The following is a 21,977-nucleotide window of genomic DNA, read 5'->3' as shown; positions in this document are numbered from 1 at the left end:
ATGTCTACGGCACAGCAAATATTACAGCAATACTGGGGATATTCCGGTTTCCGCCCCATGCAAAAGGAAATCGTGGAGGCGGTGGCATCGGGGAAAGATACGCTGGCGCTGCTGCCTACGGGCGGCGGGAAGTCGATCTGCTTCCAGGTGCCTGCCATGATGCGCGAGGGGCTTTGCCTCGTGGTGACGCCGCTCATCGCGCTGATGAAAGACCAGGTGGAGAACCTGAACAAGCGCGGCATTCCGGCGTTCGCTATTTATGCGGGCATGATGGGGAAGGATGTGGAAAAAGTATTGGCGATGGCGCGGGAAGGAGACATCAAATTCCTCTACGTTTCGCCGGAAAGGCTCCAGAGCCGCCGGTTCCTGTGGTACTGCGAAGTATTGCCCGTGACGCTGATAGCGGTGGATGAAGCGCATTGCATTTCGCAGTGGGGGTACGATTTCCGGCCGGCTTATCTGCAGATCGCCACGATCCGCGATCAATTCCCCAACGCGCCTATCCTCGCGCTCACCGCTACCGCCACGCCCGCCGTTCAGAAAGATATCTGTGTACAGCTGCAACTGCGCGCACCGAATATCTACATCAAATCTTTCGCGCGGCCCAACCTTTCCTACAGTGTGCTGGAAGAGGAAAGCAAGCCCGCCCGCATCCGCGCCATCCTCGACAGGGTGCCCGGCACCGCGGTGGTCTATTGCCGCAACCGCCGCCAGACGCAGGAGCTGGCAGGGCTGCTCCAGGCCCAGGGGATTTCGGCGAACTATTACCACGCCGGCCTTCCGAACGAGGAACGCAACGCCCGCCAATCCGCTTGGATCAAGGGCGAAACCCGCGTCATCGTTTGCACGAACGCATTCGGGATGGGGATCGATAAACCCGACGTCCGCCTCGTGGTACATGCCGACGTGCCCGACAGCATAGAAGCCTATTACCAGGAAGCGGGCCGCGCGGGGCGCGACGAGCAGAAAGCCTACGCCATACTGCTTTACACGCAAAACGACCTGGAGCAGATGAAAGCCCGCCTCGAACTGCAATTCCCCGACCTCGACACCATCCGCGAAGTGTTCCAGGCCGTGGTGAACTACCTGCAGGCGCCCGCCGGCGGCGTGGAAGGTGTATATTTCGATTTCGATTTCAATGAATTCGTACAGCGGTTCAAGCTCAACGTCACCGTGGCCCACAGCGCCATCAGGATCATCGAGCAGGAAGGCGTCTGGCAACTCAGCGAAAGCGTGTACATGCCCTCCAAAGCGGAAATCATCACCAACCGCGAAACGCTTTTCGAATATGAAAACATCAATGAACGCCTCGATCAACTCATCAAATCCCTTCTGCGCACCTACCAGGGAATTCTCGATATGCCCGTCCCCATCTTCGAAAAACAGCTAGCGCGCATCCTTAATTGCACGGAAGACGAGATCGTGGACAACCTCAAACAATTGCACCGCCAGGCCGTGGTCAGATATCATCCGCGGAAAGACAGTCCACAGTTGTCGTTCCTCCAGGAGCGCCCCCGGGCGCAGCAGCTCCGCATCGATATGGAGCGCCTCGCGCAGCGGAAAAAGATCATGGAAGCGAAGATCAACGCCATCACGAAGTATGCGCAAAACGCGGAAGTTTGCCGCACGCGCCAGCTGGTGGGGTATTTTGGGGAAAAGGACGCCGAAAGATGCGGCGTTTGCGATGTCTGCGTGAAGGAAGACCGGGGGAAACTGAAGGCCGGGGAGTTCGGAGAGCTGGCGAAAGCCATCCTGGCCGCGCTCAATGAAAAGTCGAGCATGCAAAACCTCATGCAAAAGCTCGACGCGGAGGAAAGCAGGATACTGGATACCCTGCAATTCCTCATCGCCGAAGGCTGCGTCTTGCGCGATAGAGACGGGTTGCTCTTCGCGGCGAAGCCCTGAAAAAATTATAACGTCACAACACGGCGTTCTGCACTGCTGCGGAAACCCGCTTCGATCACCTTCACCACGTTCAGGCCTTCTTCGGGCGTAACGGGATTGGGTTTGCCTTCGCGGATGGCGCCGTACACGCCTTTATAGAAATCAAGATAGTTGCCGTTGCCGCCGGGCAGGAATTCCTTCACCGTTTTACCGTCTTTCTCGGTGTGGAGCAGGCCCCATTCTGCCGGTGCTTCCGCGCCCCAGTCGGGCGTATCGGGCAGCACGCCTTTCATGAGCAGCGCTTCCTGGATGTCTGACTTGCTTTTGATGAAAGAGCCTTTGCGGCCGTGCAGGATGTAGGCGGGGAGGGCTTCTTTCACGAGGTAGCTCGATTTGAGGCGCACCCGCAGCGAAGGATAGTACAACAGCAATTCGAAATAATCGTCTACCACGGATTCCCGGCGGATGATGCGCACGTCGCCGAACACGGCTTCGGGCATGCCGAAAATGGTCAGCGCCTGGTCGATCAGGTGCGACCCGAGATCGTACAATACGCCGGTACCGGGCGAAGCGGCTTCCTTGTGTTTTTTATAGCTCAGTTCTTCCTTGAACCGGTCGTAGTGGAATTCCACTTCCAGTACATCGCCGATGAGCCCTTCTTCCACCACCCGGCGAACGATTTTGTAATCGCTGTCGTAGCGGCGGTTTTGATATACGATGATGAGTTTCTGTTGTTTTTTGGCCAGTTCGATCAGTTCTTCGCCTTCGGCGGAAGTAACGGTGAACGGCTTCTCCACTACCACGTGCTTGCCCGCGAGGAGCGCGGCTTTGGTGTATTCGTAGTGGGAATAGTTGGGTGTGTTGACGATGATGAGTTCCAGTGAGGGGTCGCCGATCATGCTCATCACGTCCGGGTAGATTTTTACGGAAGGATATCGTTGCTGCGCGAGGTGTTTGGAGCGTTCGGTCACCGCCGTCAGCTCGAAGCCGGGATGCACGTGGAGGAACGGCGCATGGAATGCGTATCCGCTGTGGCCGTAGGAGCAAAGACCGGTTTTGATGGGTGTTGACATATCTTTTAATTGTTTTTTATTGGATTGCCGCTGTTATCGAAATTTTTCTTCAGAAAATTTTCCGTCTGCAGGATAATGATCACCGCCGGCACCACGCTGAAAAGCAACGGCAACACGATGATCCAGACTTCGGGGACGTATCGCAGTTCCATGCCGCTGGTGAGCCACACGGGGATGCTGAGGGCAAGGATGCCGATGCCGGTGTTGCGCATGATCCGGGCGGAGTAAATTTGCGACGCATCCCACGCCGCCTGTGATTTTTTCGAGCGAGGCGAGCGGTAGCCGTAGATGGGATTGATGTTTTTCGGAGGGAACTTTCCGAAAATCCATCCCATCATCGTAAAAATCGTTCCGATCAGCAAGATAATCAGTACCATGGCGCAATATTGTTGAACTTAAAACCAGCTGGTCCCTTTCTTCTTGCTGCTTCTACCGCCCAGTCCCAACGCGCCCAGCAAGCTTCTCGTGATGATATTGGCGGCAGTGCGGCCGGCCTGTTTCGCGGCGGAGCTGGTCAGCACCGATTCCAGCAGGCCTTTTTCTTCTTTCTGGCGGCCTCTTGCAGCGGGTTTGGATTCCGCTTCCTCCTTCGCCTGTTCAGCCGCTTTTTCGGCGGCTTCTTCCAACTTGGCGGTGAGGATTTCGTAAGCGCTTTGGCTGTCGATCTCCTGGTTATATTTCCGTACCAGTTTGGATTTGGCCACCAGGTCGTCTATCTCCCCATCGCTCAGTATATCCATCCTGGAACGGGGGGAAGTGAGCATGGTGGCGGCCAGCGGTGTAGGCGTGCCTTTTTCGCTGAGGCAGGTCACCAGTGCTTCGCCGATCCCGATCTGCGTGAGCAGTTCATCGGTTTTATAGAAATCCGACAACGGGTAGTTTTCCGCCGTCTGCTTGATCGTTTTACGGTCGTTGGCGGTGAACGCGCGCAGGGCGTGCTGTACCTTCAGGCCCAATTGTCCCAATACGGAAGCCGGAACGTCCATGGGGTTTTGGGTGCAGAAGAAAATACCGACGCCTTTGGAGCGGATGAGCTTCACGATCGTTTCGATCTGTTGCAGCAGCGCATCGCTGGCTTCCTGGAAAATCAGGTGCGCCTCGTCGATGAACATGACGAGCTTCGGCTTTTCCATATCGCCTTCTTCCGGGAGCGTGGCGTACAGTTCGGCCAGCAGGCTGAGCATGAAGGTGGAAAAGAGTTTCGGGCGGTCCTGGATGTCGGCCACGCGAACGATGGAGATCATTCCCCGCCCGTCGTCCCCGATGTGCATGAGATCGTCTACCTCGAACGATTTTTCGCCGAAGAACACCGTAGCGCCCTGCTGCTCCAGTTCGATGACTTTCCGGAGGATGGTGCCGGTGGAAGTGGTGGAAATCTTGCCATAGTCTTTTTCCAGTTCCTTCTTGCCTTCGTCGCTCACGAACTGCAGCACTTTCTTGAAGTCTTTGAGGTCGAGCAGCGGCAGTTTATTATCGTCGCAATACTTGAAGATCATGGCCACGAGCCCCGCTTGCGTATCGTTCAGCTCCAGTATTTTGGACAGGAGCACGGGCCCGAATTCGCTGACGGTGGCCCGGAGGCGCGCGCCTTTTTCGTGGCTGAGGGTGAGGAGTTCCACGGGGTAGCCAGACGGTGTCCATGTTCCGCCGATCTTGGCATACCGCTCCGCTATCTTTGCGTTGGAGGTGCCAGGGGCGGCGATGCCGCTGAGGTCACCCTTGATGTCCATCATCAGCACAGGCACGCTGGCGTCGCTGAGGCCTTCGGCGATCACCTGGAGGGTCTTGGTTTTACCGGTACCGGTGGCGCCGGCGATGAGGCCGTGCCGGTTGAGGGTTTTGAGGGGAAGGTACACGTCTGCCCCGGCGATCACCTCACCGTCGAGCATGGCGCAGCCCAGTTTGAAATGTTCTCCCTTGAACGTGTATCCGTTGTTGATGTATTGTAAGAAATCTTCCTGCTTGGACATAGCGATCGGTTTTCGTGAAGATAGCGGTTTGATGGATCGTTTTTATTGTTCGTTCAGCAAAGCTTTGGCGCCGTCGATGCTTTTGAGCATGAGGTCTTTCACTTCGCTGATTTTCTTTTTCTCGGATTCGAGGTAGGCCTTTTTCTGTGCGTTGTCTTTGTCGGCCAGTTCCATATCGTACCCGTGCATCCAGGCGTTCATGGCGCTGTTGGCACTGTCGAGCAGGGCCCCGGCGGAGTGGTAAACTGCGGTGTCTGCCTTGGCTTTGCCGAGGGAGTCGGTGACTTCGGCGACGCGGGTGCGCAGGCGGCGGATGACCATCATCTTGGCCATGCCTTCGTCGTGAATGGCCATCACTTCGGTGCTGAGGGAATCGATGGCGAGGGAGTCCTGCACCGCGGTAGCGTCTTGCGAATTCGTGTTCCCGCCCTGGCATGCGGTGAGGAAAAGGGCTGCGGCAACGGGCAGCGTACGTAAGATGTTCTTATGCATATGTTTCGGTTTAACGGTTAAAGGTTGCTGAGCGGGAAGGTTTCCTGCGCGCGGATCCCTTTTTCGGTGCTTTGGAGCGTGCAGCATTCGACCACGGGGTCGTGCTCGAAATAGAGCACGTAATTGCGCTCGTTGGCTTCCATGAGGAAGCGTTTTTTCTCCTCCAGCGTGGTAAGCGGGAACATGTCGTACGCCATCACGTAGGGGAGGGGAATATGGGCGGTGGAAGGCAGCAGGTCGGCCATGTAAACGATCGTATGCCCGTTGTACCGGATTTCGGGGAGCATCATGGCATCGGTGTGGCCGTAGGCGAAACGCACCCGGATGTGGTCGGTGAATGCGATCCCGTCCTGCTGGTCGATGAATTTGAGCTGGCCGCTTTGCTGAATGGGGAGGATGTTGTCTCGGAGGAACGAGGCTTTTTCGCGGTCGTTCGGTTCCGTCGCCCATTTCCAGTGGGCTTCGTTGCTCCAGTACGTGGCGTTCCTGAATGCGGGCACGAGCTTGTCGCCCTCGCGCTCGATGCTGCCGCCGCAATGGTCGAAGTGCAGGTGGGTGAGGAAAACGTCGGTGATATCGTTGCGATGGAAGCCCAGTGCGGCCAGCGATTTGTCGAGCGTATCGTCTCCATGCAGATAGTAATGGGAGAAGAATTTGGCGTCCTGTTTGTTGCCGATGCCGTTATCGATGAGCACGAGCCGGTTGCCGTCTTCCACGAGCATGCATCGCATGGCCCAGGAGCACATATTGTTATCGTCTGCCGGGTTGAGTTTGTTCCAGATGCTCTTGGGGACGACGCCGAACATGGCGCCGCCGTCGAGTTTGAAAAGGCCGGTATTGATCGTGTGTAATTTCATGTGTTAGATGGTTTCGGTTTCATAAGCCGCGGATTTTTCCGCTGCTGCTAAGCTACGTTGTTTCTGCAAGGCGGAGAAAACCCAAAGGAGCCCGATCACGAAGAAGCCCGTCAAAACGAGTACGGACGTCCGCATATCGCCGGTCAGGTGCTCGATATACCCGAAACTGAACAGGCCGATCACGATGGAGATTTTTTCCGTGACGTCGTAATAGCTGAAGAAGGACGCGGTATCTCTCGTTTCAGGGATCAGTTTGGCATACGTTGAACGGCTCAGCGATTGAATCCCGCCCATTACGAGCCCCACACCTACGGCGAGGAAATAGAACTGGGACTGCGTAGTCATGAAATACGCGGCCAGGCAGATGCCGATCCACAGCAATACCGTGAGCATGATGATGCGGAAGTTGCCGTACCGCTCGGACAGCCTTGCCATGCCCCAGGCGCCGAGCACCGCCACCAGCTGGATGATCACTACGCAGCCGATGAGGTTGGTCTGCGGCATTTTGAGTTCCTTCAGTCCGAAGATCGTGGCTACCATCATGACGGTCTGCACGCCCATGGAGTAAAAGAAAAACCCCCTGAGAAAGCGCTTCAGCACCGGCATCCGGCGCACCTGCGCGAAGACTTTCTTCAATTCCGCAAACCCGTCGGATAACACGCTTCCTTTATGCGCTTCGATGGAAGGTTGTGATTTGGGGAGGCGGACGAACGGGATTTGCGCGAACCCGATCCACCAGCAGCCTACGAGGAGGAAAGTGATCCTGGGGGCGAGGTCCCCGGAGAGCTTCATGGCATCGAAACCCAATACCAGTGCAAATCCTACGATCTGGAGGAGCACGCTGCCGATGTACCCGAACGAGTATCCGCGCGCCGAAACCCGGTCGCGCAGTTCAACCGGCGCAATTTCGGGCAGGTACGAGTTGTAGAACACCAGTCCGCCGCAATACCCCACCGTGGCCAGTACGAAATAGAGTACCGCCAGCTCGAGCGAGGAATTCGTGGTAAAGGTGAAAAACGCCATGCAGGAAAGGCCGCCGAGATACGTGAAAAAACGGAGGAAGTTCTTTTTATTGCCACGGGTATCCGCGATGGAACCGAGGATGGGCATGGCGAACGCGATGAGGAGATAGGCGAAGGCGAGTGCATAGTCATACAGCACGGAGTTCTTCAGTTTCCAGCCGAAAAAATCGACCACGTCGCCGCCGAATTCGGCGTTGGTGATGGAAATAAAGTAAAGCGGGAAAAAAGTGGTCGTGATCACGAGATTATACACGGAATTGGCCCAGTCATACATGGCCCATCCGTTCACGACTTTTTTATTCGGAATGCTCATAGGGAGAATTTAATCATTCACAATGACGCCCTGAAAGTACAAATTATTACTTGTAGTCGCTGATCCGGATTTGTTCCTGGCAAAAGCTGTATTCGGCGGGGTCGTTGGAGGAAACGATGATAAGTCGGTTGCCGCCGTATTCGCGGATCAGCTGCTGGTAGAGGCTGATGCCGGCGGCGTCGAGGTTGGTGCAGGGCTCGTCGAGCAGTAAAACGCGGACGTCGGAGAAGATGGCAAGTGCGAGGCGGGCGCGCTGTTTCATGCCGGAAGAGAAGTGTCTTACCTGTTTGTGCCAGGCGGCGTCGAGGCCCACGATGCCGGCGATTTCCCGGGGTTTGAAGCCGGGCAGGAAGGTTTTGAACTGAAGATGGAATTCGAAGCATTCCTGCAGGGTCAGTTCTTCCACCACTTCCAGGTAGGGAGCTACGATGGCGCAATGGCGGAAGAACTGGTCTTGCGGGAGCAGTTGATCGTTGAAGAAGTATTCCAGTTTGCCTTCACTGTGATGGTGATGGCCGCTGATGATCTGCAGCAGGGTACTTTTGCCGGAGCCGTTGGGCCCGAGGATGGCGGAGCCGCCCGTGCCGGAGAAAGTATGGGTGCAACGACGGAAGATCCAGTCGTGGTTATACCGTTTTCCGACCTGGTTAAGCGAGATCGTCATTCGCCCGGGTGCTGTATCCTCTCATGATGCCGCGGCCGGAGTCGCGGATGAAGGAAAGGATTTCGTCCCTTTCGTCCGTGGCGGGGAATTCGGCTTCGATGATGCGGATGGCTTTGGAAATATTGTTGCCTTTCACGAAGAGGATGCGGTAGATGTCCAGGATGTGGTTGATCTTGTCCAGCGAGAATCCTCTGCGCTTGAGCCCGATGGAATTGACGCCGACGTACGACAGCGGTTCGCGGGCGGCTTTTACGTAGGGCGGCACGTCTTTACGGACGAGGGAGCCGCCGGTCACGAAGGCGTGGTTGCCCACTTTGCAGAACTGCTGAACGGCTACCATGCCCGCCAGTACCACGTGATCGCCGATGGTGATGTGCCCGGCGAGGGTGGTGTTGTTGGAGAACACGCAGTTGTTGCCGATGATGCAATCGTGCGCGATGTGGCTATAGGCCATGATGAGGCAGTTATTGCCGATGGATGTTTTCCAGCGGTCTTTGGTGCCCCTGTTAACGGTCACATACTCGCGAATGGTGGTGTTGTTGCCGATTTCCACGATGGTGTCCTCGCCTTCGAATTTGAGGTCCTGCGGAATGCCGGCGATCACCGCTCCGGGAAAGATGCGGCAGTTTTTGCCGATGCGGGCACCTTCCATGACGGTCACATTGGAACCGATCCAGGTGCCTTCTCCGATCTCGACATTTTTATGAATAACGGTAAAAGGATCGATTTTTACATTGGGCGCAACTTTGGCGTCCGGGTGGATGTATGTGAGCGGGTGAATCATGCTGTTATTTTATCCTTCGCGTTTTACAATTTGAGCAACCATGTCTGCTTCCGCCGCTACTTTATTGCCGACGAAGGCGGTTCCGCGCATTTCCACCAGGCCTCTGCGGATGGGGCTGAGCAGCTCCATTTTCAGTACCATGGTATCTCCGGGCATCACTTTTTGCTTGAATTTGCAATTATCGATCTTGAGGAAATAGGTATCGTAATTTTCCGGGTCCGGTTTCGGGTTGAGGGCGAGGATGCCGCCTACCTGGGCCAGGGCTTCGCAGATCAGTACGCCGGGCATTACCGGGTTGTTGGGGAAGTGCCCCTGGAAGATCTGCTCGTTGAAGGTGACGTTCTTGATGCCCACCACCAGCGTATCGCTCAGTTCGATGATCTTGTCTACCAGCAGCATCGGGTAACGGTGCGGCATGGTTTTCACGATGCGGTTGATGTCGTAGATCGCCGGTTGGTTGGGATCGTAGATGGGAACGTCGCGGTTATGCTTGTTCTTCTTGATATACGCCTTGATCTTTCGGGCAAACTCCACATTGGAAGCGTGCCCGGGACGGTTGGCGATGATATGCGCCTTGATGGGGTAGCCGATCAGGGCGAGGTCTCCCACGATATCGAGCAGCTTGTGGCGCGCGGGTTCGTTGGGGAAGTGAAGCTGTGCGTTATTGAGGATGCCTTCGCGCTGGTGAACGGAGATTTCCGCACGGTCGAAAGCCTTGGCGAGCCTGTTCAGCTCTTCTTCGCTCACGGCGCGGTCTACCACCACGATGGCGTTATTGATGTCTCCCCCTTTGATGAGGTTGTTGGCCAGCAGGTATTCCAGCTCGTGCAGGAACACGAAAGTACGGCACGGCGCGATGTCTTTCTTGAAATCGGCCAGGCTTTTCAGGTTGGCGTGCTGGGTACCGAGCACGGGAGAATTGAAGTCGATGAGCGTAGTGATGCGGTAATCCGGCGCCGGAAGGGCAGACATTTCCACTTTCTTCACTTCATCGTAATAGTTGATATTGGTGTCGATGGAATACCAGATCTTTTTGGCTTCCTGTTCCTGGATGCCCACTTCTTCGATAAGGTCGATGAAAGGGATGGAAGAACCGTCCATGATGGGGATTTCCGGTCCGTTCAGCTCGATCAGTACGTTGTCTACCCCCATGCCTACGAGCGCGGCGAGGATGTGTTCCACGGTGCTTACGCGGGCACCGTTATGCTCGAGCGTGGTGCCGCGGGCGGTATCCACTACATAGTCCACATCCGCTTTAACGATTGGCTGGTCCGGCAGATCGATGCGTTGGAATTTGATGCCGAAACCGGGCATTGCCGGCTTGAGGGTCATGTTCACATGCGCTCCTGTATGCAAACCAACACCAGAAATGGTCACGGGACCTTTCAGGGTCTGCTGGTTCTGTTGCTGAGTGTCCATCATTATAGCTACGTATTCAGTTTCTTTTTTTAATTACACGCCGGCTTTTTCCGCCAGCAGTTGCTTCACCATTTCTTCCAGCTCTTTGACCCGCTTTTCCAATTCCGGCAAATTTCTAAAAATTGCCTGACTTTTCAGTGAACTTTTATAATCGTACGCCGGGGAGCCGGTAAGGGCGGTATTGGGCGTGCTGATGGATTTCGATAATCCGCTTTGTGCGTTGATCCGGGTGCCGTCTGCGATCTGGATATGCCCGACGATGCCTACCTGCCCGCCGATCACGCAGTTCCGCCCGATCTTGGTGCTGCCGGAAATGCCCGATTGCGCCGCGATCACGGTATTCTGGCCGATTTCCACGTTGTGGGCGATCTGGATGAGGTTATCGAGCTTCACGCCGGAAAGGATCACGGTGGAGCCCATGGTGGCCCGGTCGATGGTCGTATTCGCACCGATCTCCACATCGTCGTGGATCACCACGTTGCCCACCTGGGGCACTTTTTTATACGAGCCGTCTGCCTGCGGCGCAAACCCGAACCCGTCTCCGCCGATCACGCAGCCGGCATGGAGGATCACGCGGTTGCCCAACACGCAATGGTCGTACACTTTCACGCCGGGGTACAGTACGGAGCCGGAACCGATCTTCACATTGTCTCCCAGGTACACGCCGGGGTAGATCTTCACGTTATCGCCCAGTTGCACGTTCTCGCCAAGATATGCGAAAGCGCCGATGAACACGCCGGTGCCCATTTTTACGGTGGCCGGAACGTGGGAAGGCTGCTGGATGCCGGTTTTGTTGCCCGCACCCGTCAGTTGCTGGTATTTCTCCAGCAACAGCGCGAAGGAGCTATATGCATCTTTCACACGGATGAGCGTGGGCTTCACGGGCCGGTCGATCTCCAGGGTATCATTCACGATGAGGATGGATGCCTGCGTGGTGTAAATGAATTCTTCGTACTTGGGATTGGCGATAAAACTTAACATGCCGTCCCCTGCCTCTTCTATTTTGGCGATATTGTGCACTTTCACTTCCGGGTCCCCCTCCAGCTTACCGTTCAGTATGGTAGCCAGCTGTAATGCGCTGAATTGCATAGTTATAATGTTGAAATGTTACCTTCCAGGCCGCCTCCGGATAATATTACCGTATTCACTAACATGTTAAGTTCATGTAAAACGTTGTTAGCCTAGAATTTTGGATGACAAATGTAGAATTTTTTTATCGGTCTTGCCAAAGTATGCGATACAAGGGCATTGTCGATGGATGAAATATCCCGCACGTTGCCGTCCTTATATAATATGTTAATCTTTTCATCTTCAGCATCATACGCCTTGAGGCTGGCCGCATCGGTGAACACGAAATATTCCGCTTCCGTTGCGGAAAGCCCCAGCTCCTGCATCGCTTTTTCCCGCAGCCCGGCCACTTCGGCCGCGCTGAACGGGTCGTTCCGCAGCGTAACCTTGAAAAGTTGGCGGTTCACGAGCCACCGGCACAGCGTGCCCAGCGTCTTGTCTTCATGCCCCGCCCACACTTTTATGGCGCCCATGATGTCGTAATCGTCCAGCAGGCAGAACTGCGCCAGCACTTCGGGATCGCGCTCAAACTCCTGGCGCCCCACCCGCCCGTACAGGAAGTACCGCAGCGCGGGGGAACCGAACAGCTCCACGCCCTGCCCCGCGAGCACCTTGGCCCGCATCAGCACGCGCACCAGCATGTTTTCCGCGCTCAGCACCGTTTTATGCAGGTACACCTGCCAGTACATGAGCCGCCTCGCCACAATGAACTTCTCGATGGAATAAATCCCTTTTTCCTCCACCATCAGCTCCCCGCCGGCCACCGTCAGCATCTTGATGATCCTGTCGTACGAGATCACCCCTTCCGAAACGCCCGTATAAAAGCTGTCTCGGCTCAGGTAATCCATCCGGTCTACGTCTAACTGGCTGGAAACCAATTGATGCAGGAATTTTTTATGATACCGGTCGTTAAAAATATCCAAAGTCAGGTCCAGCGCGCCGTCCATCTCCCGGTTAAGGGTCTGCATGAGCAGTTGGGAAATCTCCTCGTGGGAAACACCTTCCACCAGCGTATGCTCCAGCGCATGGGAATATGGCCCATGCCCCACATCATGCAATAATATGGCCATTTTCGCGGCCACTTCCTCCTCTTCCGATATTTCCACCCCCTTTCCCTTCAATTCCGCCAGCGCACAGCTCATCAGGTGATATGCGCCCATACTGTGATGGAAACGGGTATGCATGGCGCCCGGGTACACCAGGTGCGCCAGCGCCATCTGGTGGATCCGCCGCAACCGCTGGTAGTAGGGGTGCGACAGGAGGCTGAATATCAATGGATGATCGATTGTTATAAACCCATACACCGGGTCGTTCACAATCTTGCGTTTTCGGTCAGTCATTCGGTCATTTTATATCGATCGGTACAAATCTACGCCATCCGCGCTAACTTTTGCTGTAGGGAAAGCCGCGCCCCGGCGTTTTTACACCGCATGGGTACGATTTTTGACCGTATCTAAATATTTGCCAATATATTCTAAATAAATTCGTAATTCGTATACATGAATCAAATCAACATACTCTGGGTGGACGATGAGATCGATTCCCTCAAATCGCAGATCATCTTCCTGGAAAATAAAGGATACCACGTTTCCGCACTCACCAACGGGTACGACGCGCTGGAATTCCTCCGTGACAATATCGTGGACGTGGTGCTGCTCGACGAGTCGATGCCCGGCATCACCGGCCTCGAAACCCTCGGGAAGATCAAGGAAATCAACCAGCAGATCCCCGTGGTCATGATCACGAAGAACGAGGCGGAAAACGTTATGGACGAGGCCATCGGTTCCCAGATCACCGATTACCTCATCAAACCCGTCAACCCCAACCAGGTATTGCTGTCGCTCAAGAAAATCATCGACAACAAGCGCCTCGTGGCGGAAAAGACCACAACGGCCTACCAGCAACAGTTCCGGACGCTGTTCATGGCCCTTAACGATAATCCGAACCACGAAGAATGGGCCGATATCTACAAAAAACTCGTGTATTGGGAAATGGAAATGGCGAAATCCGACTCGCCCGAAATGCTGGAAGTGCTGCAGTCCCAGAAATCCGAAGCCAACACCGAGTTCGCCAAATTCATCGCCCGGAATTATGCGGATTGGGTGGCCCCCGGCGCCAAAAACGCGCCCATCATGAGCCACACCCTCTTCTCGAAGAAAGTGCTTCCCCTGCTCGACCCTTCCGTCCCCAACTTCTTCATCCTCATCGATAACCTCCGGTACGACCAGTGGAAAGCCATCCAGCCCATCTTCTCCGAATCGTTCCGGGTGGTGGAGGAAGACACCTTTTACAGCATCCTCCCCACATCCACCCAATATGCCCGCAACGCCATTTTTGCCGGCATGCTGCCGATAGACATCGAAGCGAAATTCCCCGATGAATGGAAGAACGACGACGAAGAAGGCGGCAAAAACCTCCACGAAGAGAAATTCATCGCCGCGCAGCTGGCCCGCCTCAAAATGGACCCGAAATTCTCGTATACGAAAGTGGTGCACCATGCAGACGGGCAGCATCTCGTCAACAATATCCACAACCTGCTGAACTATCCGCTGAACGTGATCGTTTATAACTTCGTGGACATGCTCAGCCATGCGCGGACGGAAATGGAAGTGTTGAAAGAACTGGCGGGCGACGAAGTGAGCTACCGTTCCATCACCACCAGCTGGTTCGAGCATTCGCCCCTTCACCAGGCGCTGAAGAAGATTTCGGACAGGAAGATCAACCTGATCATAGCTACAGACCATGGCTCCGTGCGCGTGAAAACGCCGGTGAAAGTGATCGGCGACAAGCAGACCACCACCAATCTGCGATACAAGCACGGCCGCAACCTGAACTATGACCCCAAGGAAGTACTGGCCTTCCGCGACCCGAAAGATGCCGGGCTGCCGCGGCCGAATGTCAATTCTTCTTATATCTTTGCCCGTGGAGACGGATACCTCTGCTATCCGAACAATTATAATTTTTTTGTGAACTATTACCGCAACACCTTCCAGCACGGCGGGATCTCGCTCGAAGAGATGATCGTACCGGTGGCGAAGATGGTGAGCAAATAGCTAAACAACGGGAGAACATATGAACCTGAAGAGTACCCCCGCCAACCTGGCGAAGCTGGAGAAGATTTTTGACGAGGCGAAATATATTATTCGCTACGAAAAAGGAACGTTCAACTCCGGCTACTGCATCCTGGAACACAAGAAAGTAGTGGTGGTGAACAAATTCCTGAACGTGGAAGGCCGTATCAATACCCTGCTCGACATCCTGCCGTCCATCGCCCTGGAAGAAGGCTTCCTGACGCCGGAATCGCAGAAGCTCTACCGCCAGGTGCTCGACAGCCGCGCCGAAATGGCCGCTGCCGCCGCCAAAGAGGAAACGTCGAAGAACGAGGCCGGGGAAGACGGGGCCGAAGACGAAACCGCTGACGAAAACCCGGAAACCCCGCAGCCGTGAAAGTAACCTTCCTCGGTACGGGCACCTCGCAGGGCGTGCCTGTCATCGCCTGTCCGTGCAACGTTTGCGCCTCTTCAGACCTGCGGGACAACCGCCTCCGTTCCAGCATCCTCATCTCCGACGAAAAGGCCGGCAATATCGTTATCGATACCACGCCCGATTTCCGCTACCAGATGCTCCGCGCACAGGTGAAGCGGCTGGAAGCCGTGGTCATCACACATTCCCACAAAGACCACATCGCCGGGATGGACGATATCCGCGCCTTCAACTATTTCCAGCAGCAACCCATCGACATTTACGCTTCGGATTATTCGCAGGACGTGATCATGCGCGAGTTCTCCTACGCGTTCGCCGATTTCAAATACCCCGGTATTCCCGAACTGAACCTGCAGCCGATCGGTAACGAACCGTTTTTCGTGAACGGCCTGAAATTCACGCCCGTCAACGTTTTGCATCATAAAATGCCCGTACTGGGCTTCCGCTTCGGCGACTTCACCTACATTACCGACGCCAATTTCATCGCGCCGGAAGAAAAGGAAAAGGTCCGCGGGTCGAAAGTGCTTGTGCTCAACGCGCTCCGCCGCGAAAAACACATCTCCCATTTCACGCTCGACGAAGCCATCGAACTGGGCCGGGAGCTGGAAGTGCCGCAGGTGCTATTTACGCATATCAGCCACCAGCTTGGGTTGCATGCGGAAGTGGAACCGATGTTGCCCGAAGGGATGCACCTCGCATTTGACGGGCTCGAAATAAATTTGTGATCGAAAAAAAAACTACATTCGGCGCTCATAAAAACCATTGTTTGTGCCGGACTCCTTTTTCGATTTTTCCCGTCGGGAACGGCAGGGCATTGCCTGCCTGCTGATCCTCATCGTAATTTTCCAATGTTTACCGGCCGTCTGGCTGCATATCCGCCCATTGCCGCCGCCCGCGGATACGCTGGGCATGGCGGAGGCGGAGCGCGCGGTAGCGGGGCTCCTGGCGGAAGGGGCGCGCGAGAAAACGCGGCGGCACGACAGTATGCGCGCCAGTTGGAAAGGCAAATCCTACCGTAAAGACAGTGCATTCCGCAAACCCTGGCAGCGCGATACCGCGAGGAAGAAATCCTGGGAGCGGAAGCCGCCGCCGGTGATTGGAATTAATGCAGCGGATAGTGCGGAATGGGAACGTTTGCCATACATCGGTGCGGGGTACGCGGGGCGCATTGTACGGTTCCGGAACCGGCTCGGCGGCTTCCACAGCGTCATACAAGTAGGTGAAACCTACGGTTTACCCGATTCCGTATTTAAAAAAATTCAACCTTATTTACGACTGGGTGATGAATCTCTAAGAAAGATCGATGTCAACGAGACAGATGAAAAATCTTTGGCCGATCATCCATACATCAACACGAAATTGGCCCGTGCTATCATACGATATCGCAGTGCCAACGGGCGTTTCAGGCAGGTGAGCGACCTAATGGCGCTGCCTTTGGTGAATGACTCCATTTATCGTAAAATTGAAAAATACTTAATCGCCCCTTAAAACGTATTTCAGGTTATGAACTTTCAGCCAACGGACATGCAACAACAGATCGCCCAGGTGATCAAAGATTTCGGGAAAACGAACATCCAGCCGCATATTATGGAGTGGGACGAATCGCAGACTTTCCCTGCAGACCTGTTTCACCGCATGGGGGAGCTGGGGCTGATGGGTGTGCTGGTGCCGGAAGCCTATGGCGGCTCGGGGCTCGGTTACCTGGAATATGTGACGGTCATCAGCGAAGTGGCGCGGCTTTGCGGTGCGGTAGGGCTGAGCCTGGCAGCGCATAACAGTTTGTGCACCGGGCATATCCTGCAATTCGGTAACGAAGAACAGAAACAGCGATGGCTGCCCAAACTCGCATCCGGCCAATGGATCGGCGCATGGGGCCTCACAGAGCCCAACACCGGGTCAGACGCCATGAACATGAAATGTACGGCCAAGAAGGAAGGTGATGAATGGGTGCTTAACGGCACCAAATGCTGGATCACGCACGGGAAAAGCGGAAACGTGGCCGTGGTGATCGCCAGAACAGGCGCGGTGCGCGACAGTCATGGCATGACGGCCTTCGTAGTGGAGCGCGGAACGCCTGGTTTCAGCGGCGGGAAGAAAGAAAACAAACTCGGCATGCGGGCTTCCGAAACCGCCGAAATGATTTTCGATAATTGCCGCATCCCGGCGGGGAACATGCTGGGCAAGGAGGGAGAAGGTTTCATCCAGTCGATGAAAGTGCTCGACGGCGGGCGCATTTCCATTGCAGCGCTCTCGCTCGGCATCGCGAAAGGCGCGTACGACGCGGCTTTGAAATATTCGCAGGAACGCCACCAGTTCGATAAACCGATCTCCAGTTTCCAGGGTATTTCCTTTAAACTGGCGGACATGGCCACGCAGATCGCCGCGGCGGAATTGCTGACCATGCAGGCGGCCGATATGAAGAACAAGCATTTACCCATGACGAAACAGGCCGCCATGGCCAAATACTACGCTTCGGAGATCGCGGTATCGGTAGCCAATGAAGCCGTGCAGGTTTTCGGGGGATATGGTTACACGAAGGATTTCCCGGTGGAGAAGTTTTACCGCGATGCGAAGCTGTGTACCATCGGCGAGGGCACGAGCGAAATCCAGAAGATCGTCATCGCAAGGGAAGTCCTCAAATCCTGACAGTAAAAGTAAAAGGTCAACTCATAGTCAGCGGCTGGCTCCCACAGGGGCCGGCCGCTGCGGTGATACGGCAGTTGCCATGAATTGTGCCGTTTTTCGGTTAATTTTAGGGGAGCATTTTCCGCTACTTTTGAAACCAACAATTATGATCATTGAAACGCAACATATGCCACCGTTGGCCCGTTGGATCGGAGGCGTCATCGGGGCTCCGCTGCTCGTACTTTTTATGTACAAGGCCGTAACTACCGGAGAATGGCTGGAAATGGGCATCGCATCCGCGGTGTTGCTGTTGGGATTGGGCGGTATGCTGATGTGGCTGCATATGCGGCTGGAGGCCGACGAACAGGGGATTCAACTGAAAATCCGGCCCGTATTGCGACTGCAGCGGAATTTTCCGTGGGAGGAATTGACGGATGTGACTTTGCTGGGGGCAGGGCGCAATTTCGGTGGATGGGGCATCCGGTATGTGGGAGACGGATGGGGGTACATTTTCGAAGGGAATCAGGTGCTGAAATTGAAATTGCGTAATGGGAAAACACGATATATTACGACCAATTCCGCCGAAGATATCCTGCGGTTATTCCACCGTGGACAGGGAAAGTCCGCCATGAAATAGTCCCGCTGCCGATCGGGACATTTCCATCCAACCCTTTTGCCCACGGTTTTCTATTTTGACCTTACTGCATACTATTTTATCTGGATACCATGGGTTGGCCCGCACTTCCGTAAAGATATAATCAATCGATTGCAATTTTACAATTTGTTGAAAATGATTTCATTACTTTTTATTGTTAACTTTTATAAATTGCGCCCATTAATCCTGACAAATGACAACCTTAGAAGACCAATTGAATCACCTCTTCCCCGAGGCCTCCGCCATTCCGGCGGAGTATGATCTGCCCGGGGAAATCCACCAACGGAGCTACCTGTCTGACGGCGTTATGAAGAACTGGCATGGAGACGTGCATACCGTGTTATCGCCTGTCTGCGTCAAAACCCCCACAGGCCAGGAACGCCGCGTCATCGGGTCGTACCCCCTGTGTGGGCCCGACGAAGCTATGGAATCCCTCAACGCCGCCGTGGCAGCCTATGCAGACGGCAGGGGAGAATGGCCGACCATGTCGGTAGCCGAGCGCATCGCCTGCGTGGAAAAATTCACCGGCCGCATGATCGCAAAAAAGCAGGAAGTGGTAAAGCTCATCATGTGGGAGATCGGTAAATCCTACACCGATTCCGTGAAGGAGTTCGACCGCACGGTCGAGTACATCCATGCTACCATCGATGCGCTGAAGAACCTCGACCGCAAGTCGTCTTCCTTCGCCATCGAACAGGGCATCATCGGGCAGATTCGCCGCAGCCCGCTCGGGGTGGTACTGTGCATGGGGCCTTTCAATTATCCCCTGAACGAAACTTTCACGACGCTGATCCCCGCGCTCATCATGGGCAACACGCTGCTTTTCAAACCTCCCAAACATGGTACCCTGTTGCATTTCCCGCTCCTCGAAGCCTTCCGCGACTGTTTCCCGGCGGGTGTGGTCAACACCATTTACGGCCGCGGCAACCAGATCATCGCGCCGCTCATGGAATCCGGGAAAATCAACGTGCTCACGCTGATCGGCTCCAGCAAAGTGGCCAACCAGCTGAAAAAAATGCACCCGAAAGTGAACCGCCTCCGCGCGATTTTGGGCCTCGACGCCAAGAACGCCGCCATCATCACCGAAAAAGCCGACATCGACCTTGCCGTGAAGGAATGTGTACTGGGATCACTTTCGTTTAATGGTCAACGTTGTACCGCCATCAAGATCATTTACGTGCACAGCAGTGTGGCAGCGGCTTTCCTGGAGAAGATGACGGCGGCTGTCAGCCAGCTTAAATCCGGGATGCCCTGGGAGAAAGACGTATTCCTCACACCGCTGCCGGAACCCCAGAAGCCGGGCTACCTCCAAAGCTGCGTGGCGGATGCCGTAGCCCATGGCGCAAAGGTGATCAATCCCTTCGGTGGCGCGGCCAACGCATCGTTCGTGTACCCCGCCATCGTGTATCCCGTCAATGAAAAAATGAAACTCTACCGCGAAGAGCAATTCGGCCCGGTGATCCCGGTGGTGCCGTTCGACGATATCGAAACACCCATCCGCTACCTCATCGAAGCAGACCATGGCCAGCAAGTGGCCCTGTTCTCGAACGATGCGGCGGAACTGGCTTCCCTGATCGATCCGCTGGTAAACCAGGTGAGCCGTGTCAACATCAATTGCCAATGTCAAAGAGGACCAGACATCTTTCCGTTCACCGGCAGAAAGGATTCCGCGGAGGCTACGCTCTCCGTTTTCGACGCCTTACGCGCGTTTTCCATCCGCTCTTTGGTGGCTACAAAACAGACCGAAGAGAACAAAGCGCTCATAAATGAGATCGTAAGTGCCCAATCTTCGAACTTTTTATCAACAAAGTATATATTTTAATCAACTGTAAAGGCGCTGCTGTCTCATAACTTAGTGATAGCGATCGCTTTTTTTTACATTATTTTGAATATTTACACCTTAGTGTGATGGAAAATTGATAACAGAAAGTTAAATTTGAGTTAATTACTTTCCTTACCAATTTATCAACCTAAACATTAAGAAAGATCGAGAAAATTTTACTCCAAAAAGAAACCGCCTCACTCTGAGGCGGTTTTTATTTTGCCCTGGAGGAGTGTAGCCCTGGTTCTTTCCATTCTTTCTCCTTCACATTTGCCATGCCTTCAGCTTCGCCGGCGGAAAGCCGTACAGCCGCTTGAACGCTGCGGAGAAGTGATTGGGCGAGCTGTAGCCGAGGAAGTCGGCCACTTCGTTCACATTTCTTTTTTCTTCGACGATGAGCCGGCGCGCGGTTTTCATCCGCATTTCCTGCACGTATCCGAACACGGTGTTGCCGAATAATTGCTTGAATCCTTTTTTCAGTTTGAATTCATTCAGGCCAAACCGGCGGCAAAGAAAATTAAGGCTCAGTTGTTGGTCGAGGAAATGCTCGCGCAGGAAATCCTTCACGGATTGCAGGCGTGAAACATCGGCGGGGGGAATGATACGCCCGGGCCCTGCCTTCACCTGGAAGTGAAGTAATGCCTGCAGGGGATCCCAGTCTCCGGCGAAATCAGGTTCGGGCACGGTAGCGTGGTCCATGAAGAATGCATGCGTGGAAACCGCGTCCTGCGCGGTGATTGAAACTTTTGGGGTCATAACGTAATCCGATTATCGTACAGTATTATCCGTTTTGCGTACCACCTGGGGTTGTGGCGGCACGTACTTTTGATGTCACAAAAATAATCAATCTCATGATGCGGAAAATACTGAAATGGACAGGCGGAATCATCGCCGTTCTCATTACCGGGGTACTTATTTTTTATTTCATCATGCATATCATGGTGAAAAATAGTAGAGACAAAATCTACAACGTAGAAGTACGGATGTTCGATATTCCTTCGGATTCCGCTTCCATAGCGGCTGGTGCGCATATCTACGCAACGCGCGGCTGTGCAGACTGTCATGGTGCCGATCTCGGCGGAAAAAAATTCCTCGACGAAGGGCCCATCGGCAGGATATACGGTACCAACCTCACCCGCGGCAAAGGCGGGCGGGCGGCGGATTACACGGATCGCGACTGGTTACTGGCGCTGCGCCACGGCATCCGGAAAGACGGGAAGCCTTTGCTGGTCATGCCTTCGTATGAGTATTACAAAATGACGGACGAAGACCTTGGCACCCTGATCGCCTATCTCAAATCCGCCACCCCGCGCGATAACGAAACGGCTGCACCCAGCCTGGGGCCCCTCGGCACGGTGCTTTCCGGCATCGGCCAGCTACCCCTTATCCCGGCTGAAAAAATCGATCACGCCTGGCGGCCGGGCCCCCCGGTAGCGAAAGGCCCTACCGCTGAATACGGCCAATATCTTTCCATGTCCTGCACCGGCTGTCACAAGCCCAACCTGAAAGGCGGCGAAAGCCCCATTCCCGGCGGCGTATTCGTACGGGACATCACGCCTTCGGGCAATATCGGCAAATGGTCGGAAAAGGAATTCATCGCCGTGCTGCGGACCGGCAATACGCCCGACGGCCGTGCACTGAAGAACGACGATATGCCATGGCAGATGACGAGCCAGTATTCCGACGAGGAACTGACCGCATTGTACAGATATTTAAAGACCCTGTAACTATGGCCCTCCCGGGAACGATATACTATCCGGTGACGGCGGCGAAGCGGAGTTTGGAAGAAAATTTTGGAACGGCATAGGGGGGAAGCGGTGGATGTCGCGTTATACGATGGAATTGG

At 54.7% G+C, this 21,977-nt stretch carries 21 protein-coding genes; 9 read left to right on the top strand and 12 right to left on the bottom strand.

Annotation, left to right across the window (positions count from 1 at the left end; all coding sequences use genetic code 11):
• Positions 1-1,905: a RecQ family ATP-dependent DNA helicase gene (locus EJ361_RS04820; RefSeq protein WP_126244223.1), complete on the top strand. Its 1,905-nt coding sequence runs from the start codon at positions 1-3 to the stop codon at positions 1,903-1,905.
• Between the two features lie 5 nt (positions 1,906-1,910).
• On the opposite strand, the gene EJ361_RS04815 is transcribed toward EJ361_RS04820, so the two are convergent.
• The 11 genes from EJ361_RS04815 to EJ361_RS04765 all read right to left on the bottom strand — a co-directional run bounded on the left by EJ361_RS04815 (position 1,911) and on the right by EJ361_RS04765 (position 12,886).
• Positions 1,911-2,957, bottom strand: a complete 1,047-nt coding sequence (locus tag EJ361_RS04815; RefSeq protein WP_126244222.1) for a Gfo/Idh/MocA family oxidoreductase — start codon at positions 2,955-2,957, stop codon at positions 1,911-1,913.
• Positions 2,958-2,962: 5 nt separating this feature from the next.
• The gene (locus tag EJ361_RS04810; protein ID WP_126244221.1) at positions 2,963-3,334 is read right to left on the bottom strand and encodes an SdpI family protein; all 372 of its coding nucleotides are present in this window, start codon (positions 3,332-3,334) and stop codon (positions 2,963-2,965) included.
• Positions 3,335-3,352: 18 nt separating this feature from the next.
• Positions 3,353-4,927 carry a helicase HerA-like domain-containing protein gene (locus EJ361_RS04805; protein ID WP_126244220.1) on the bottom strand — a complete coding sequence of 525 codons (1,575 nt, stop codon included), beginning with the start codon at positions 4,925-4,927 and terminating at the stop codon, positions 3,353-3,355.
• A 42-nt stretch (positions 4,928-4,969) separates the two neighbouring features.
• Complete coding sequence (locus tag EJ361_RS04800) at positions 4,970-5,419, bottom strand: hypothetical protein (RefSeq protein WP_126244219.1); 450 nt, start codon at positions 5,417-5,419, stop codon at positions 4,970-4,972.
• Positions 5,420-5,436: 17 nt separating this feature from the next.
• Positions 5,437-6,276, bottom strand: a complete 840-nt coding sequence (locus tag EJ361_RS04795; RefSeq protein ID WP_126244218.1) for an MBL fold metallo-hydrolase — start codon at positions 6,274-6,276, stop codon at positions 5,437-5,439.
• Between the two features lie 3 nt (positions 6,277-6,279).
• Positions 6,280-7,611: an MFS transporter gene (locus EJ361_RS04790; RefSeq protein WP_126244217.1), complete on the bottom strand. Its 1,332-nt coding sequence runs from the start codon at positions 7,609-7,611 to the stop codon at positions 6,280-6,282.
• Between the two features lie 46 nt (positions 7,612-7,657).
• Complete coding sequence (locus EJ361_RS04785) at positions 7,658-8,275, bottom strand: ABC transporter ATP-binding protein (RefSeq protein ID WP_126244216.1); 618 nt, start codon at positions 8,273-8,275, stop codon at positions 7,658-7,660.
• Positions 8,259-9,059: an acyl-ACP--UDP-N-acetylglucosamine O-acyltransferase gene (lpxA, locus tag EJ361_RS04780; RefSeq protein ID WP_126244215.1), complete on the bottom strand. Its 801-nt coding sequence runs from the start codon at positions 9,057-9,059 to the stop codon at positions 8,259-8,261. Before lpxA ends, EJ361_RS04785 begins: the two co-directional genes overlap by 17 nt.
• A 9-nt stretch (positions 9,060-9,068) precedes the next feature.
• On the bottom strand, positions 9,069-10,481 hold the full coding sequence (locus EJ361_RS04775; protein ID WP_240646547.1) for a bifunctional UDP-3-O-[3-hydroxymyristoyl] N-acetylglucosamine deacetylase/3-hydroxyacyl-ACP dehydratase: 1,413 nt from the start codon (positions 10,479-10,481) through the stop codon (positions 9,069-9,071).
• Between the two features lie 30 nt (positions 10,482-10,511).
• The gene (gene lpxD / locus EJ361_RS04770) at positions 10,512-11,567 is read right to left on the bottom strand and encodes a UDP-3-O-(3-hydroxymyristoyl)glucosamine N-acyltransferase (RefSeq protein ID WP_126244214.1); all 1,056 of its coding nucleotides are present in this window, start codon (positions 11,565-11,567) and stop codon (positions 10,512-10,514) included.
• Positions 11,568-11,659: 92 nt separating this feature from the next.
• Positions 11,660-12,886: an HD domain-containing protein gene (locus EJ361_RS04765; RefSeq protein ID WP_126244213.1), complete on the bottom strand. Its 1,227-nt coding sequence runs from the start codon at positions 12,884-12,886 to the stop codon at positions 11,660-11,662.
• A 159-nt stretch (positions 12,887-13,045) separates the two neighbouring features.
• Here EJ361_RS04765 and porX point away from each other — a divergent pair, with 159 nt between their 5' ends.
• The 7 genes from porX (at position 13,046) to EJ361_RS04730 (ending at position 20,131) form a co-directional block, all read left to right on the top strand.
• Positions 13,046-14,599 (top strand): T9SS response regulator signal transducer PorX, encoded by a 1,554-nt coding sequence (gene porX / locus EJ361_RS04760; protein WP_126244212.1) that lies wholly within the window; start codon positions 13,046-13,048, stop codon positions 14,597-14,599.
• Between the two features lie 19 nt (positions 14,600-14,618).
• Positions 14,619-14,993 carry a hypothetical protein gene (locus tag EJ361_RS04755; RefSeq protein WP_240646546.1) on the top strand — a complete coding sequence of 125 codons (375 nt, stop codon included), beginning with the start codon at positions 14,619-14,621 and terminating at the stop codon, positions 14,991-14,993.
• Positions 14,990-15,754 carry an MBL fold metallo-hydrolase gene (locus EJ361_RS04750; protein WP_126244211.1) on the top strand — a complete coding sequence of 255 codons (765 nt, stop codon included), beginning with the start codon at positions 14,990-14,992 and terminating at the stop codon, positions 15,752-15,754. Before EJ361_RS04755 ends, EJ361_RS04750 begins: the two co-directional genes overlap by 4 nt.
• A gap of 43 nt (positions 15,755-15,797) precedes the next feature.
• Complete coding sequence (locus EJ361_RS04745) at positions 15,798-16,517, top strand: ComEA family DNA-binding protein (RefSeq protein WP_126244210.1); 720 nt, start codon at positions 15,798-15,800, stop codon at positions 16,515-16,517.
• Between the two features lie 15 nt (positions 16,518-16,532).
• Complete coding sequence (locus tag EJ361_RS04740; RefSeq protein ID WP_126244209.1) at positions 16,533-17,675, top strand: acyl-CoA dehydrogenase family protein; 1,143 nt, start codon at positions 16,533-16,535, stop codon at positions 17,673-17,675.
• Between the two features lie 145 nt (positions 17,676-17,820).
• On the top strand, positions 17,821-18,291 hold the full coding sequence (locus EJ361_RS04735; RefSeq protein ID WP_126244208.1) for a hypothetical protein: 471 nt from the start codon (positions 17,821-17,823) through the stop codon (positions 18,289-18,291).
• 211 nt (positions 18,292-18,502) lie between these two features.
• Complete coding sequence (locus tag EJ361_RS04730) at positions 18,503-20,131, top strand: NADP-dependent glyceraldehyde-3-phosphate dehydrogenase (protein ID WP_126244207.1); 1,629 nt, start codon at positions 18,503-18,505, stop codon at positions 20,129-20,131.
• Positions 20,132-20,395: 264 nt separating this feature from the next.
• On the opposite strand, the gene EJ361_RS04725 is transcribed toward EJ361_RS04730, so the two are convergent.
• Positions 20,396-20,887 carry a helix-turn-helix transcriptional regulator gene (locus tag EJ361_RS04725; RefSeq protein ID WP_126244206.1) on the bottom strand — a complete coding sequence of 164 codons (492 nt, stop codon included), beginning with the start codon at positions 20,885-20,887 and terminating at the stop codon, positions 20,396-20,398.
• Between the two features lie 95 nt (positions 20,888-20,982).
• Between EJ361_RS04725 and EJ361_RS04720 the strand changes: the two genes are divergently transcribed.
• On the top strand, positions 20,983-21,858 hold the full coding sequence (locus EJ361_RS04720; protein ID WP_126244205.1) for a c-type cytochrome: 876 nt from the start codon (positions 20,983-20,985) through the stop codon (positions 21,856-21,858).
• The last annotated feature ends 119 nt before the right edge of the window (positions 21,859-21,977 follow it).

The sequence above is a fragment of the Chitinophaga rhizosphaerae genome (genome assembly GCF_003958645.1).
GTDB lineage: Bacteria > Bacteroidota > Bacteroidia > Chitinophagales > Chitinophagaceae > Chitinophaga > Chitinophaga rhizosphaerae.
Note: the sequence above shows the minus strand (reverse complement) of the source record. Positions and strands in the feature narration are given on the sequence as shown.